Origin of the sequence: Roseovarius mucosus DSM 17069 (genome assembly GCF_000768555.3) — a bacterium.
Classification (GTDB): Bacteria; Pseudomonadota; Alphaproteobacteria; order Rhodobacterales; family Rhodobacteraceae; genus Roseovarius; species Roseovarius mucosus.
Genome location: NZ_KN293991.1, coordinates 1 through 14,329 on the forward strand (window position 1 = coordinate 1; position 14,329 = coordinate 14,329).

At 61.1% G+C, this 14,329-nt stretch carries 16 protein-coding genes; 8 read left to right on the forward strand and 8 right to left on the reverse strand.

Annotated elements, in window-relative coordinates; all coding sequences use genetic code 11:
* On the reverse strand, positions 1 to 518 hold a 518-nt coding region (locus ROSMUC_RS17725; protein ID WP_245875233.1), incomplete at its 3' end, for a thiamine pyrophosphate-binding protein.
* A 209-nt stretch (positions 519 to 727) separates the two neighbouring features.
* Between ROSMUC_RS17725 and ROSMUC_RS17730 the strand changes: the two genes are divergently transcribed.
* From ROSMUC_RS17730 to ROSMUC_RS17755, 6 genes are all read left to right on the forward strand, one after another.
* A complete protein-coding gene (locus ROSMUC_RS17730; protein WP_037275837.1) occupies positions 728 to 1,339 on the forward strand; it encodes a ribonuclease D in 612 nt (203 codons plus the stop codon).
* A 3-nt stretch (positions 1,340 to 1,342) separates the two neighbouring features.
* The gene (gene lptC, locus ROSMUC_RS17735; RefSeq protein ID WP_037275840.1) at positions 1,343 to 1,957 is read left to right on the forward strand and encodes an LPS export ABC transporter periplasmic protein LptC; all 615 of its coding nucleotides are present in this window, start codon (positions 1,343 to 1,345) and stop codon (positions 1,955 to 1,957) included.
* A 23-nt stretch (positions 1,958 to 1,980) separates the two neighbouring features.
* Positions 1,981 to 2,457, forward strand: a complete 477-nt coding sequence (gene lptA, locus ROSMUC_RS17740; protein WP_037275842.1) for a lipopolysaccharide transport periplasmic protein LptA — start codon at positions 1,981 to 1,983, stop codon at positions 2,455 to 2,457.
* Positions 2,454 to 3,212: an LPS export ABC transporter ATP-binding protein gene (gene lptB, locus ROSMUC_RS17745; RefSeq protein WP_037275844.1), complete on the forward strand. Its 759-nt coding sequence runs from the start codon at positions 2,454 to 2,456 to the stop codon at positions 3,210 to 3,212. Before lptA ends, lptB begins: the two co-directional genes overlap by 4 nt.
* Before the next feature lie 240 nt (positions 3,213 to 3,452).
* A complete protein-coding gene (gene hpf, locus ROSMUC_RS17750) occupies positions 3,453 to 4,016 on the forward strand; it encodes a ribosome hibernation-promoting factor, HPF/YfiA family (protein WP_037276805.1) in 564 nt (187 codons plus the stop codon).
* A gap of 46 nt (positions 4,017 to 4,062) precedes the next feature.
* On the forward strand, positions 4,063 to 4,527 hold the full coding sequence (locus ROSMUC_RS17755; protein ID WP_037275845.1) for a PTS sugar transporter subunit IIA: 465 nt from the start codon (positions 4,063 to 4,065) through the stop codon (positions 4,525 to 4,527).
* A 26-nt stretch (positions 4,528 to 4,553) separates the two neighbouring features.
* Here the strand turns inward: ROSMUC_RS17755 and ROSMUC_RS17760 are convergent, their stop codons facing one another.
* The 6 genes from ROSMUC_RS17760 to ROSMUC_RS17780 all read right to left on the reverse strand — a co-directional run bounded on the left by ROSMUC_RS17760 (position 4,554) and on the right by ROSMUC_RS17780 (position 10,237).
* Positions 4,554 to 5,519, reverse strand: coding sequence for a 2-hydroxyacid dehydrogenase (locus tag ROSMUC_RS17760; protein WP_037275846.1), 966 nt, complete (start codon positions 5,517 to 5,519; stop codon positions 4,554 to 4,556).
* A gap of 1 nt (position 5,520) precedes the next feature.
* A complete protein-coding gene (locus tag ROSMUC_RS21130; protein WP_170062592.1) occupies positions 5,521 to 5,679 on the reverse strand; it encodes a hypothetical protein in 159 nt (52 codons plus the stop codon).
* Between the two features lie 15 nt (positions 5,680 to 5,694).
* On the reverse strand, positions 5,695 to 7,038 hold the full coding sequence (locus ROSMUC_RS17765) for an amidase (RefSeq protein WP_052115444.1): 1,344 nt from the start codon (positions 7,036 to 7,038) through the stop codon (positions 5,695 to 5,697).
* Positions 7,028 to 8,446, reverse strand: coding sequence for a TRAP transporter large permease (locus tag ROSMUC_RS17770; protein WP_037275848.1), 1,419 nt, complete (start codon positions 8,444 to 8,446; stop codon positions 7,028 to 7,030). The genes ROSMUC_RS17765 and ROSMUC_RS17770 overlap by 11 nt, the downstream gene beginning before the upstream one ends.
* Complete coding sequence (locus ROSMUC_RS17775) at positions 8,443 to 9,027, reverse strand: TRAP transporter small permease subunit (RefSeq protein ID WP_037275850.1); 585 nt, start codon at positions 9,025 to 9,027, stop codon at positions 8,443 to 8,445. Before ROSMUC_RS17775 ends, ROSMUC_RS17770 begins: the two co-directional genes overlap by 4 nt.
* 79 nt (positions 9,028 to 9,106) lie before the next feature.
* Positions 9,107 to 10,237 (reverse strand): TRAP transporter substrate-binding protein, encoded by a 1,131-nt coding sequence (locus ROSMUC_RS17780; RefSeq protein ID WP_037275852.1) that lies wholly within the window; start codon positions 10,235 to 10,237, stop codon positions 9,107 to 9,109.
* Between the two features lie 284 nt (positions 10,238 to 10,521).
* Between ROSMUC_RS17780 and pncB the strand changes: the two genes are divergently transcribed.
* Positions 10,522 to 11,814 carry a nicotinate phosphoribosyltransferase gene (pncB, locus tag ROSMUC_RS17785; protein WP_037275854.1) on the forward strand — a complete coding sequence of 431 codons (1,293 nt, stop codon included), beginning with the start codon at positions 10,522 to 10,524 and terminating at the stop codon, positions 11,812 to 11,814.
* Positions 11,815 to 11,881: 67 nt separating this feature from the next.
* Positions 11,882 to 13,258: a flavin monoamine oxidase family protein gene (locus ROSMUC_RS17790; protein WP_245875234.1), complete on the forward strand. Its 1,377-nt coding sequence runs from the start codon at positions 11,882 to 11,884 to the stop codon at positions 13,256 to 13,258.
* A gap of 21 nt (positions 13,259 to 13,279) precedes the next feature.
* Here ROSMUC_RS17790 and ROSMUC_RS17795 read toward each other — a convergent pair whose 3' ends face one another.
* Positions 13,280 to 14,329 (reverse strand): ABC transporter ATP-binding protein, encoded by a 1,050-nt coding sequence (locus ROSMUC_RS17795; RefSeq protein ID WP_037275856.1) that lies wholly within the window; start codon positions 14,327 to 14,329, stop codon positions 13,280 to 13,282.

A 14,329-nucleotide genomic window follows, 5' to 3' on the forward strand; every position in this document is an offset into this window, starting at 1 on the left:
ACGCGCATATCCGCCACTGAAATCGGCACGTCGATATGCACGGGGCCGGGGCGGCCCTCGGTCGCGATGCCGATGGCCTTGTCGGCGATAATGTCGGCCCCTTGGGCGGTCAGGCGGAATGTGGCCTTGGTGATCGGGGCCAATACCGCCTGATGATCCAGGATCTGGTGGGTATAGGTCAGCGCCTCATCGGCATCGACGCAGCCGGAGAGGACGATCAGCGGAACACGGTCCTGATGGGCGTTGGCGATGGCGTTGACCCCATTCAAAACCCCCGGCCCCAAAGTGGCAATCAGGATGCCGGGCGCGCCGGTGCGGTGCCACACCCCCTCGGCCATGAAGGCGGCGGCGTTCTCATGGCGCGCCAACGTGACCTCGATTCCGGCGCGTGCCAGCGCATCCATCACGGTCAAAACCTCACCGCCCGGCATGCCGAACGCATGGCGACACCCCGCCTCGTAAAGACGCCGTGCAAGATAGTCGGCGGCGCGGTCTTTGGTCTGTCGGCTATCAGTCACGGGGCGGGCTCCTCTGTCGTTCTGCGGACTTTGTGGCGGAGCGGTCGGGCGACCGCAAGCCCGGTTCGCGGCGCAAAGACCGGGGGAGCACTGGTTTTTCCCCCTGCCCCACCCTAAATCCGGGTTGAGGGACTGCACAAAAGCGCCTAATCACGAGGCCATTCACATAGGTTCACCGGGCTGCCTCGCACCGGCCACAAGGAATTCCAATGGCAAATCATCTCTATCAGAACGACCTGCCCGATGGGCTGGACCTTGGCCCTGTCGTTGCAATTGACTGCGAAACCATGGGGCTTAATCCACATCGCGACCGGCTCTGTGTTGTGCAGCTTTCGGGCGGGGATGGGCATGCGCATCTGGTACAGGTGTCCAAGGGACAGACCCACGCGCCCAATCTGGCGAGGTTGCTGGAAAATCCCGACGTGCTCAAACTCTTTCACTTTGGCCGGTTCGATATTGCCGCGATGCACAACGCCTTCGGCGCGTTGGCGGCCCCGGTCTATTGCACCAAGATCGCCTCGAAGCTGATCCGCACCTACACGGACCGTCATGGCCTTAAATATCTGTTGCAAGAGTTGCTGGGCGTCGACATCTCCAAGCAGCAGCAAAGCTCGGATTGGGGGGCAGAGAGCCTCAGCGCCGCGCAACTCGAGTACGCCGCATCGGATGTACTCTATCTTCACCGGTTGCGCGAAGAGTTGAACGCGCGGCTGATCCGCGAGGGTCGGATGGATCTGGCACAGGCTTGTTTCGATTTTCTGCCGCAGCGGGCGCTGCTCGATCTTGCGGGCTGGCCCGAGATCGACATTTTCGCACATTGACGGATGGCCCGCGCGCAGAACACCTATTCGCGGATCGTGGCTTGGATCAAGATCATCCTGCCACTCAGCGCGCTTGGGCTGCTGTCGACGCTGTTTCTGTTCTCGCGCACGGTAGATCCCACGCTCTCCGTGCCCTCGTCGCAGATCGACCTCGAGCAGCGCGCGCAGGATCTGGGCGCGACCAACCCGCGCTTTGCTGGGGTCACACGAGAGGGCGACGAAATCCGTTTCGCCGCTGAATTCGCGCGCCCGGATCGAACCACGCCCGAGCATCTGATCGCGGACGGGGTGACGGCGCAGATACGGTTGAGCGCCGGAACCGTGATCGACATAACATCGGGTCAGGCGCAGATGCAGCAGGGGCAAATGACCGCGAGCCTGATGGGAGAGGTGCAGATCACCACCTCGACCGGCTATGTCATCGACACCGAGCGTCTGAATTCCCGATTGGACGAGGTCTATGCCGAAACGCCGGGACAGGTCACGGCGACCGGCCCCCTTGGCGCACTGACCGCCGGACAGATGCTGCTGCATAACAATGCCGAGAGCGGTGAGCCGGAATTGCTTTTCACCGAGGGTGTCAAGCTGATATACCAGCCGGGGGAAGCGGGGGAATGAAACCAGTGCCAAGAGTTTTCGGAATGATCGCGGCCATCGCATTGGCCCTTTTGCCTGTGGTCGCATGGGCGCAGGCCGGGCAGGTCGCCTTTGGCAAAACCCAAGCGGATCGCAATCTGCCGGTCGAAGTGACCTCGGACAACCTCAGCGTCAATCAGGCCGACAATACCGCCACATTCACCGGCAATGTGGTGATCGGTCAGGGCGAAATGCGGCTTGCGGCCCCTCGGGTGCTGGTGGTCTACCTTCCCGACCGTACCGGAATTGAGAGCCTGGAGGCCACCGGCGGCGTGACTCTGGTCAGCGGCGAGGATGCCGCCGAGGCCGAGCGCGCCGATTACAACATCTCAACCGGCATGATCGAGTTGCGCGGCAATGTGCTCTTGGTGCAGGGGACGAATGCCATCACCGGCGAGACCGTGCTGGTCGATACCGCAGGAGGCACGGCGCAGGTCAGCGGTCGGGTCAAGACCATTCTGCAGCCGGGGACCACCCCATGAGCCGCCCGGCGTTGACACTGGCGCATGAGAGCACCGGTCTGGTGGTCGAGAACCTGCGTAAGAGCTATCGCAAGCGTCTGGTCATTCGCGATGTCACGCTCTCGCTCCGTCAGGGCGAGGTCGTGGCGCTGCTGGGGCCGAACGGATCGGGCAAAACCACGACATTCTATGCGATTGCCGGGCTCATATACCCGGAGGGCGGACATATCCGGATTGACGGGCGCGATGTGACCGGACTGCCGATGTATCGCCGGGCCAAGCTCGGGATCGGGTATCTGCCGCAGGAAATGTCGATTTTCCGCGGCCTGTCGGTCGAGGATAACATTCTGGCGATCCTCGATATTGCCGAAAAGGACCGGCACAAGCGGCGCGAGCGCTTGGAAGAGTTGCTGTCGGATTTCTCGATCGAGCATCTACGCCGCGCACCCGCTCTTGCCCTGTCGGGGGGCGAGCGGCGGCGGGTCGAGATTGCCCGCTGTCTGGCGGCCAATCCGCGCTATCTCTTGCTGGACGAACCATTCGCGGGGGTCGATCCGATTTCTGTGGGGGACATCCGGCATCTGGTGGCCGACCTCAAGAAACGGGGCATCGGCGTGCTGATCACCGATCACAATGTCCGCGAAACGCTCGAAATCGTTGACCGTGCCTATATCTTGCATGATGGCAAAGTGCTGATGTCGGGCAGCCCTCGCGATGTGGTGGAAAACGAGAATGTGCGCCGCGTCTATCTGGGCGACAGCTTTCGCATTTCCTGACTGCGACATAGGCGGCAAATCCGCGCCCCTCTCCTTCAAATCAGATTGACAAGACGCGCGGAAAGCGCGTCAATTGAGCTATGACATGTGTTGATCTCGCGCTGTTCCCTGAATGGCCCCCGCGACAAGGGCCTGTCTTGGGACAATTTCACCACCTGTCAGTTTTCAGCATCCGGGATTAACCAGACCCGCGGAGTAATCGCCGCGTATGGCCCCGGCTTGTCAATCGAAGGAGATGAGATGCGGTATCAAATCAGTGGAAAGCAGATCGACATCGGCGAGGCCCTGCAAACGCATGTGAAAGAGGAATTGGGCACGGCTGTTGCAAAATACGCCGAACGTCCGACCGATGCGATGGTCGTCTTTTCCAAGAGCGCTAGCGAATTCGCCTGCGAAACCATCGTGCATCTTTCTACGGGCCTGACGGCGCAGGCCAGCGCCAAGGCGCATGAAATCTACGCCGCCTTCGATGCCTGTTGCGAGAAGATGGAAAAGCAATTGCGCCGCTACAAACGACGGCTCAAGGACCATCACCGTGACCGGGCGGAACCGGTTGAACTCTTTGGAGCGTCCACTTATATCCTCGCCGCAGATAGCGCGGAAACGGAATCAGAGCCCGACAGCCTGCAACCGATCATCGTCGCCGAGATGGAGACCAAGATTCCATCGCTCTCGGTTGGTGAAGCGGTCATGCAGATGGAACTGGCGGGTGCACCTGTTTTAGTTTTCCGCAAACAAGGCAAGGATACGGTCAATGTCGTGTATCGTCGTGAGGACGGCAACATCGGCTGGATTGACCCATAACGAGAGGGTGGCAGGCGGTGACACGCTTGTCTGAGCGGCTCAATTCATGGAACTTCCGATGATCCTCAAACCGGAGGCAGTACGTGTTCTGTCCGGTGCAACCAGCAAGAAGCGTCTGATGCATGAACTCGGCAATATCGCCGAAGCTGCCTATGGCGTTTCCCATTCTGCAGCAGTCGAAGCCCTCCTGGAGCGTGAGAGCCTGGGCCCGACGGGTGTCGGCCACGGCGTCGCGCTCCCGCATGCCCGCTTGGATGGATTGGATCAGGTGGTGGGAGTTCTGGCGCTATTGGAGAAACCGATAGACTTTGATTCGGTGGATCGGCAGCCGGTGGATTTGGCCTTTGCGCTTTTTGCGCCAATTGATGCGGGTGTTGAGCATCTCAAGGCGCTGGCTCTGGTGTCGCGCACGCTGCGCGATCCGGGGCTGCGCGCCAAGCTACGCTCGAATACCGATCCCTTGACGCTCTATACAATCGTAACTGAGGCGCAGGCGGTACAAGCCGCCTGACGCCTGTTTCGGACGACGGGTTGGTCTCAGACCAGCCTGTCGCCCGGCTCTTTCCCGGCGAAGAATGCATCGAGATTGTCGAGCGCGCGAAAGCCCATGGCATCGCGTGTGGCGCGGGTCGCGCTGCCGATATGAGGCAGCATGAAGACATTCTCATGCGCCGCAAACGCCGGGTTGCCACCCGGCTCTACCTTGAAGCAATCGAGACCGGCAGCGGCGACATGGCCGGATTTCAGAGCCGCCAAGAGCGCATCCTCGTCAATCAGCGCGCCGCGGGCGGTATTGACCACAACCGCCCCCGCAGGCAGCAGCCCAAGGCGGTCAGCGTTCAGCAGATTGGTCGTGTCGGGCGTGGCCGGGCAATGCAACGACAGGAAGTCCGCCACCTCAAGCAGGCTTTCGACATCAGCGTGAAAGACCGCGCCGTGTTCCTCGTCAGGCGCAAGCCGCGTGCGGTTGTGATAGTGGATTTCCATGTCAAAGCCGCGCGCCTTGGCGGCAAAGGCACGGCCCACACGCCCCATGCCGATGATCCCCAGACGTGCGCCGGTCATCTGCTTGCCCACCATGAAAGAGGGTGACCAGCTATCCCATTGCCCCTGCCGCACGATCCGATCTCCCGCAACCGCGTGCCGTGCAGCCCCCAGCATCAAGAGCATGGCGATCTCGGCAGTGGCATCCGACAAGACATCAGGTGTGTTGGTGACGACGATTCCAGCGGCCTTGAGCGCCGCCAGATCGCAATGATCGACCCCGACCGAATGGTTGGCAACGATCTTGAGCCTTGGATCAAGCTGCGCCACCACCTCGGACGAAAAATGCTCGGAATGACAGGGGATCATCCCGTCAACCTTGGCACTCATGGCAATGATTTCTGCGGCGGTGCCGGGGGTGTCCGCTTCATTCAGGATCACCTCATAATCGCGGCGGGCGCGGGCAAGCGTGGCGTCGGAGAGGCGGCGCGGAATCCAGAGGACTTTCTTGTCCGGCATGTCAGCTTTTGTTCTTGCTCGAGGTCACAAAATCATACGCGGCAAGCGCTGCAGTCAGGCCAACAACGACCCAAAGGTCGAACGTGCCGACCTTTTCCGCAAGGATATAGAGAAAAGCGGCAAAGACCGCGAAGGCAAACATCGCCATAATTCTGTTCATGTCGTCATCCTTTTCTCATGCTGTGGCCTCGGACAGCCAGCCCGTGAACCAGTTTGCGTTGCGCAAGAGCCGCGCGTCATTGCCGCGCGCGGCAACAAATTGCACGCCCATCGGAAGGCCATTCTCCGCCGTAAAGGCAGGCACCGTGATCGCCGGCGTGCCGGTCAACGTCCAAAGCCCGTTGAAAATGGCATCGCCGGTATACTCCAGCCCCTCGGGTGCGGGGCCCGTGGCGGCGGGACAGAGGATCGCGTCACAGCGCTCAAAAATCTCGTCCAGCCCGGCATACAGCACATCGGCCCAGTCGAGTGCCGCAAGATAGTCGCGGGCGAGCGTGGCATTGCCCGTCTTCAGCGCCTCTTGCGTGCGCGGCCCAAGCGCGTCGATGGATTTGCCATAGCGGTAATAGTATTTCGCCATTTCCGCGAAATTGATCCGCGCCCGCACCTCTGCCGCCTCATCAAAGGCATTGGGCAGGGGCGCTTCGAACACCTGTTCGCCCAACGCCTCGATCAGTTCGTCAAAGGCCGCGTGCAACTGCGGATCGGCCTTGTCCCAGCCCGGCGGGCGGACAAAGGCAAATACCGGCTTGAGCGGCGGCGCGGAGGTGGCCACCGACAAGAGTGGCGGCACAGGGGCAGGCGTGGTCGCAGGGTCGCCCGCGTCATGGCCCATCAGAACCTCAGCCAAAAGCGCCGCATCGGCGGGCGTACGGGCAAACACCCCGAGCGTATCAAGCGTGGGAGATTGCATCAGAACCCCGGTGCGCGGAATGGCACCAAAGCTGGGCTTGAACCCTGTCACACCGCAATAGGACGCCGGGCGGATCACAGACCCGCCAGTCTGCGTGCCCACGGCCAGCGGCACCATTCCATCGGCCACCGCCGCCGCAGAGCCGGAGGATGAACCGCCGGGCGTGTGCGCGGTGTTGAGCGGATTGCGGGTGGGTCCGGCGTGCATATAGGCCAGTTCCGTCGTGATCGTCTTGCCCATGATCACCGCACCAGCCGCCTTGAGCCGCGCAACGATGGCCGCATCCTTGATGGGGATGCGCCCCGCGTCGAGCGGACAGCCATTCTCCGTCGGAATTTTCGCGGTGTCGATAATGTCCTTGAGTGCCACCGGCAGGCCATGCAGCGGCCCGATAGGGCGCCCGGCCTGTCGTTGCGCGTCAAGCGCCTTTGCCTGTTGACGGGCAAAATCGGCGTCAAACCACGCCCAAGCCCTGATCTCGGGCTCGCGCGCCTCGATCCTGGCGATGCAGGCCTCGACCAGATCGAGCACGCTCAGCGCCCCCGAGGCCAGACGCGCACGCAGGGCGCACGCATCCAGCATCAGAATATCGGCCTTATTTGCCATACATCAGCTCCGGCAGATAGAACACGATCTGCGGGAAGATATACATCAGGGCCATGGAGATGAAGACGCAGAAGAGGAACGGCATGACGCCCGAGAAAATCTGCGTAAGCTTGATCTCCGGCGGGGCGATCCCTTTGAGGTAATAGGCCGACATCGCCATAGGTGGCGTGAGGAAACTGGTTTGCAGGTTGAGCGCCACCAGAATGCCGAAGAAGAGCGGGTCCACTTCGAAGAACGCCAAGAGTGGCAGGAAAATCGGCACGAAGATGATGATGATCTCGGACCATTCCAGCGGCCAGCCCAGCAGAAAGATGATGAGCTGCGCCAAGAGAAGGAACATCAGCGGGCTGAGGTTCATGCTCTGGACGAAATCCGAAATAATGTGCTCGCCACCAAGATAGGAAAACACCGCCGAGAACGTGTAGGAGCCGACAAAGAGCCAGCAAACCATCGCCGTTGTCCGCACGGTGAGATAGACACTCTCGCGCATCCGTTGCCATGTCATCGCGCGGTAGACGAAGGCGAGGAAGATGCCACCCAGTGCGCCGATTGACGCCGCTTCGGTCGGGGTTGCAAGACCGAGCAGGATCGAGCCAAGCACCGCGAGAATAAGAAACGCCAGCGGCACGAAGGACGTTACGATCATAAGGAAAAGCTGCATCTTGGGGATGTCAGGAATTTCCTCTTTGCTGGGCTTGGGTGCCACAGAAGGCTGAATGATCGCCCGACCGATCACATAGACCAGATAGAGCCCGACGAGCGTAAGCCCCGGCAGGAGCGCCGCTGCATAGAGCTTGACGATAGAGACGTTGGACGCAGCCGCATAGACAATCAGCATGATCGAGGGCGGGATGAGGATACCCAGCGTGCCACCAGCGCAAATAATCCCGCTTGCGAATGAAGGATCATACCGCGCCTTGAGCATGGCAGGCAGCGCCAGAAGACCCATCAGCGTCACCACAGCCCCCACGATGCCCGTGGCCGTGGCAAAGAGCGCACAGGTCACAAGAGCCGCCACGCCCATTGATCCCGGCATGTTCTTGGCGGCGACGTTGAGAGTCGAGAAAAGACGGTCCACAATATTCGCCCGCTCAACGATGTAGCCCATGAACAGGAACAGCGGCACAGCGGTGAGAACCTCGTTCGACATCACGGTATAGGTCTGGTTGACGAAGAGGTCGAATATTCGGTTGTTGAAGAACCCCTCGAGCCACAAGCTCCATTGGTCCCAGGTGCCGGCATCCTCGCCTAGCCGGTTAAAGCTGCGCCACATGCGACCAGCGTCGAAATAGGCGTAGTAACCAAAGCCGATCCCCATGGCCATGAGGGTAAAGGCGATGGGAAAGCCCAGAAATACGAAGATAAGGAAAAGGCCCAGCATCATCAGGGCGATTTGCGGATCGGTCATGGATGTGCGTCCTTTTCGGCCTCGGCGGCCTTTTGCATCAGCAAGTCTTCGGTCTCGAAGACGTCTTCATCGGCCTTGAGCCATTCATTCGTGCGCATGCAGTGAATGCAGCGGCACACTTGGGCAATGCCCTGGATGAAGAGAAGAATTCCGGCGGCGACGATCACGGTCTTGAACTGATAGATCGGGATGCCTGCGGGGCTGTTCACGGACACCTCGGCATAGGACCATGACCGCGCGGCATATTTCCAGCCCGCAGCGATGAGCGCGATGATCCCCGGAAAGAAGAACAGAATGTAGAGAACCAGATCGACCTTGGCCTGATTGCGTGGCTGCCAGAGGCGATAGAGAAAATCACCCCGCACATGTCCGCCGCGCGACAAGGTATAGGCTCCGCCCATCATGAAGAGCGTGCCATACATGATGAAAGACACATCCAACGACCACGCTGTCGGGTTGTTGAAGACATATCGCACCACCACTTCATAGCCGGTGCCAAAGGCCATCAGCACAATCAGCCAGGCAAACGCCTTGCCGAACCAGGCCGACAGGTTGTCGGCGAAACGTATGAAACCGATCACACGGAGCCCCCTCTATTTTGAAAGTGGCCCCGGCGTTTCCTGCGCCGGGGCCCTGGATTTTTCGGTTGTTACACCGGGATTACAACTTGAGCTTGCCGGGGAAGTAATGATCGTAAGCAAGCGCGTAATCGGGTGCGTTCATCAACTCGTAGAACGTCACATCCTGAACCCATGCCCGCTGGCTGTCGAGGCACTTCTTCATGAACGGGTCTTCTTCGAGAACGGGGATCAACTTGTCCCACGCCTCGATCTGGCCGTTCAGGATGTCCGTGGACGTGCGGTGCACGGTGACACCTGCCTCTTCCTGAAGCCACTTGAGGTCGGCCGAGTAACGACGCATCGCCTTGGCGGTGTTGGCGGTCGAAGCGGCCTCCACACCATATTTCAGGATCGCGCGCAGATCGGGATCAAGGTCTTCCATGGTGAGCTTGTTGAACAGGAATTCAAAGCTCTCGGACGCCTGGTGGTACGAGGACAGGTAGTAGTTCTTGGCCACGTCATGCGCACCGAAGTCTTTGTCCGACGACGGGTTGTTGAACTCGAACGCGTCAATCACGCCGCGCTCCATTGCGGGCACGATCTCGCCGCCCGGAAGCTGTGCCACGGACATGCCCATGGACTGCAACAGATCCGCCGCAAGACCCACGGTGCGATACTTGAAGCCTTGCAGGTCAGCGACAGTGTTCACCTCACCCTTGAACCAGCCAAAGGGCTGCGCGAACATCGGGAAGCCGAGATAACCATCAACCTCCATGCCGAGGATGTCGTTTACCAGCTCATCATAGAGCGCCTTGCCACCACCCTCATAGAACCAGCTCAGCATCGTTGTGGCCGAGCCGCCGAACACGGGCCCGGTACCAAAGAGCGAGGCCGCCTTGTTCTTGCCATACCAATACACCGGCACCGAATGGGCGATGTCGAGCACGCCGTCGTTCACGGCATCGAGCACCTGGAAAGCAGCCACGACCGCACCCGCGGGCAGCACGTCGATCTTCAGGCGGCCACCAGACATCGCCTCAACCCGGTCGGCGTAATCCTGTGCAAATTCTTGCCAGATATTACCCGATCCCCAGGATGTCTGCATCTTGAGCACCAAGGGCGCTTGTGCCAACACCGCCGGAGCCGCGAGCGCGCCCGCAGCAACCGCCGGCGCCCCAACCGCCGCGCGGCGCAGGAACGAGCGCCGGTCCATCTTCGACTTGTTTGTCATTTTAGTCCTCCCTTAAATCTGTTGCGTCTGTTCGCATCGGATGGCGGGCAAAGCATAACCCCCACGGGCGATTCGAAGCCCTGTTTCCGCCACACGCGGGCAATCGTAACGGTTATGCGAGCAAAGGCAAGCATTCTGGTAAGATTAATTTACCAAATTGGCTTGATTTCTTGTTCCAGACGACAGAATTGCAGCCCAGCCCAAGGGCCACGCGGACCGATGCGCCTTGCGCGCCCCCTCTTGCTTTGATTTAACCGCTGCAATTGTCCCGCCGGAGGCCACCCATGGTCGATATCGCCACCCGTGTGCATAATCACAAATGGAAGATCGACCCGATTGTCCGATCCCTGATCGACACCGATTTCTACAAACTCTTGATGTGCCAATCGGTGTTTCGCCGGCGTCCCGATACAACCGTCACCTTTTCGCTGATCAACCGCAGCAGCGCGATCCGTCTGGCCGATCTCGTGGATGAGGGCGAGCTGCGCGAGCAACTGGATCACATCCGGTCCCTGTCGCTGTCGCGCGGAGAGAGCACCTGGATGCGCGGCAACATGTTCTATGGCAAGCGCAGCATGTTCACGCCCGAATTTATGGATTGGTTCGAGGCTCTGCGCCTGCCGCCCTATCATCTGGAAAAACGCAACGGGCAATACGAACTGACATTCGAGGGCAAATGGCCCGAGGTGATGCTCTGGGAAATCCCGGCGCTGGCCGTGCTGATGGAATTGCGGTCGCGCGCGGTGCTGCATCACCTCAAGAAATTCGAGCTTCAGGTGCTTTATGCCCGTGCCATGACCAAGCTGTGGGAAAAGGTCGAACATCTGCGCCCCATCGAGGGGCTGCGCATCGCCGACTTCGGCACAAGGCGGCGGCATTCATTTCTGTGGCAGGATTGGTGCGTGCAGGCGATGAGCGAGCGGTTGGGCAACCGCTTTGTCGGCACATCGAATTGCCTGATCGCCAAGAACCGCGATCTGGAGGCGATCGGGACCAATGCCCATGAATTGCCCATGGTCTATGCCGCCCTGGCCGAGGATGATGCAGCGCTGGCGCGCGCGCCCTACGAGGTGCTGTCGGACTGGCATGAAGAGCATGATGGCAACCTGCGCATCATCCTGCCCGACACCTATGGGACCAAGGGTTTTCTCGACAATGCGCCCGACTGGCTGGCGGGGTGGACCGGCATCCGCATCGATTCCGGTGCGCCCGAAGAAGGGGCGGAAACCGCGATAAACTGGTGGAAATCACGCGGCGAGGATCCGCGGCAAAAGATGGTGATCTTTTCCGATGGTCTGGACGTGGACCGCATCATCGCATTGCATCAGCGGTTTTCGGGGCGGGTGCGCTGCTCGTTCGGCTGGGGCACGCTCTTGACCAACGATTTCCGAGGGCTCACGCCGGATGATGCGTTGGCCCCGTTTTCGCTGGTGTGCAAGGCGGTGGCCGCCAATGGGCGACCCACGGTCAAGCTGTCGGACAACCCGCGCAAGGCGATGGGACCCGCCGATCAGATCGCCCGCTACCAGCGCGTCTTTGGTGTGGGCGCACAGGAAGAGTTCGAGGTTATCGTCTAACGCCTGACATGGAGGTAATGCGCATGGACCTCTATCACACATCACCAATTCAAAGGCCTGCGCGCCAGTGGGCGCGCTCACAGGCCCGCCCGCGGCAGATGCGATGAGCCGGGGGGTGGGCCGACGCGCGGTTCTGGCGGGGTTGGGCGCACTCGCCTGCACCACAGGCCATGCGGCGGCCCAATCGGGAAAACGCACCGTCGTTATTGGCGCAGGTCTGGCGGGGCTGTCGGCGGCGCGCGCGCTTCACGACGCAGGGCATGCCGTGACGATACTAGAGGCCAGCCCACGGGTTGGCGGGCGCATCCGGACATCGCGCCATTGGCCCGACCTGCCGATCGACCTTGGCGCAAGCTGGATACACGGGCAGCGCGACAATCCCCTGACGGATCTGGCGCGGCAGAGCGGCGCACGGATGGTTGCGACGAGCTACCATGCAGCAATCCTCTTGGCGCAGGACGGATCGGAGATTGACCCGGACATGCGCCCAGCCAACACCCTTTTGCGCCGCGCCCTTGCCGCCACAGAGAGACGCTCGCGCGACATTTCCGTGATGCAGGCGCTCGAGGCCGCGCCTGAATGGCAAAGCGCGGATGCAGACCTGCGGCGTCTGGTGCTCTATCTGATCAACAGCACGCTGGAGCAGGAATACGCAAGCCCCGCGCGCCTCTTGTCGGCCTGGTATGGCGATGAGGGCGAGGAATTCGGCGGCGCGGACGTGCTCTTTCCAGATGGGTTCGACCGGATCACCACGCGGCTTGCGCAAGGACTGGATGTACGGCTGTCCTCGCCTGTGCAAGAGATTGTGCCGGGACAGGTTCACTTGGCCGATGGCAGCCGGATTGCGGCAGAGCGGGTGATCTGCACCCTGCCGCTTGGCGTGCTGCAATCCGGGCGGGTGCGCTTTGGCGCGGCCCTGACGCGCGAACGGCAGGCGGCAATCGACGGGTTGCGCATGGGTGTCTTGAACAAATGCGTGCTGCGGTTTGACCGGATCCACTGGCCCCGGGATGTGGACTGGATCGGCTGGCTGGGTCCGCGTCCGGGCTTCTGGGGGGAATGGGTCTCACTTGCGCATACGATGGCGGTGCCTGTTTTGATCGGCTTCAACGCCGCCGATCCGGCCACCGAGATCGAAGGCATGAGTGATCGTGACACCCGCGCCGCCGCGCAAGATGCGCTGCGCGCGATGTTCGGCACCGGGTTTCCGGCACCTCTGGATTCGCAGATCACCCGCTGGGGTCAAGAACCGCTGAGCAGAGGCAGCTATAGCTACAACGCGGTCGGCACCGGGCCCGCGACGCGGCGCGCCTTGGCGGGTTCGGACTGGGACGGTCAACTCTGGTTTGCCGGTGAGGCCTGTTCGGTCGGACATTTCGGCACGGCACATGGAGCGGTTTTGACCGGGAGGGATGTAGCGCGGGCCATTCTCAAGGACGGATGAGCCCCGGCACCTGTCGGCCGATCACCCCAATCGCAGGCCTGTGGCGCGATCGAAAAGGTGCATGTTCTCAGGCTTGATGCCGAGGCGCAGGATCTCTCCACCATGCGCAACCGTATGGACGCCAGGCAGGCTTGCGGTAAACCCTTGGCCCGTTTCCAGCTTGCCGTGCAACAGCGTGTTGGCCCCCAGGGGCTCGGCAAGCTGCACCTGCATTGCAATCGGCCCCTCGGGATCGGGCACAAGATGCTCTGGCCTGAGCCCCAGCATCACAGGCCCCCTATGACCCGTCGGATTGGGCAGCCGCGCCGCCCCCAGCCAGAGCGCGCCCTCACGCCCCTCACCTTCCAGCACATTCATCGACGGACTGCCAATGAACTGCGCCGCAAAGAGCGTGGCAGGACGCTCGTAGACATCCAGAGGCGTTCCGATCTGTTCCGCGCGCCCTGCGTTCATCACGATCATGCGGTCCGCCATGGTCATCGCCTCGACCTGATCATGGGTGACATAGAGCGATGTGATCCCGAGCTTGGCCTGCAACTCGCGGATTTCCAGACGCATCTGAACCCGCAGCTTGGCATCGAGGTTGGACAAGGGTTCGTCAAAGAGAAACACCGACGGCGCACGCACGATGGCGCGCCCCATGGCGACACGCTGACGCTGACCGCCCGAAAGCTGCCGGGGCTTGCGATCCAGCAACTCGGTCAGTTGCAGGAGTTTGGCCGCATCCTGCACCTTGGCCGCAATCTCGGCCTTGGGCAGTCCCGCGATCCTCAGGCCATAGCCCATGTTCTGCGCCACGCTCATATGCGGATAGAGCGCGTAATTCTGGAACACCATGGCGATGTCACGGTCCATCGGCTCCAGATCATTGGCGCGGCGATTGCCGATGCGCAACTCGCCCTCGGTGATCGTCTCTAGCCCCGCGACCATGCGCAGGAGGGTGGATTTGCCACAGCCCGAGGGGCCGACGATGACAATGAATTCGCCATCCGCCACGTCGAGGCTAACACCCTTGATCACCTCAGTCGGTCCAAAGCGTTTCTTGATATTGTCGAAGGTTACGGTTGCCAT

Bases quoted from the DNA above. Each gene is read 5' to 3' on its own strand.
- ROSMUC_RS17770 (WP_037275848.1), bottom strand. From the start codon at position 8,446: ATGACCGATCCGCAAATCGCCCTGATGATGCTGGGCCTTTTCCTTATC.
- ROSMUC_RS17795 (WP_037275856.1), bottom strand. From the start codon at position 14,329: ATGGCAACCGTAACCTTCGACAATATCAAGAAACGCTTTGGACCGACT.
- ROSMUC_RS17760 (WP_037275846.1), bottom strand. From the start codon at position 5,519: ATGCCGGACAAGAAAGTCCTCTGGATTCCGCGCCGCCTCTCCGACGCC.
- ROSMUC_RS17780 (WP_037275852.1), bottom strand. From the start codon at position 10,237: ATGACAAACAAGTCGAAGATGGACCGGCGCTCGTTCCTGCGCCGCGCG.
- lptC (WP_037275840.1), top strand. From the start codon at position 1,343: ATGGCCCGCGCGCAGAACACCTATTCGCGGATCGTGGCTTGGATCAAG.
- ROSMUC_RS17730 (WP_037275837.1), top strand. From the start codon at position 728: ATGGCAAATCATCTCTATCAGAACGACCTGCCCGATGGGCTGGACCTT.
- pncB (WP_037275854.1), top strand. From the start codon at position 10,522: ATGGTCGATATCGCCACCCGTGTGCATAATCACAAATGGAAGATCGAC.
- ROSMUC_RS17755 (WP_037275845.1), top strand. From the start codon at position 4,063: ATGGAACTTCCGATGATCCTCAAACCGGAGGCAGTACGTGTTCTGTCC.
- lptA (WP_037275842.1), top strand. From the start codon at position 1,981: ATGATCGCGGCCATCGCATTGGCCCTTTTGCCTGTGGTCGCATGGGCG.
- ROSMUC_RS21130 (WP_170062592.1), bottom strand. From the start codon at position 5,679: ATGAACAGAATTATGGCGATGTTTGCCTTCGCGGTCTTTGCCGCTTTT.
- hpf (WP_037276805.1), top strand. From the start codon at position 3,453: ATGCGGTATCAAATCAGTGGAAAGCAGATCGACATCGGCGAGGCCCTG.
- ROSMUC_RS17765 (WP_052115444.1), bottom strand. From the start codon at position 7,038: ATGGCAAATAAGGCCGATATTCTGATGCTGGATGCGTGCGCCCTGCGT.
- lptB (WP_037275844.1), top strand. From the start codon at position 2,454: ATGAGCCGCCCGGCGTTGACACTGGCGCATGAGAGCACCGGTCTGGTG.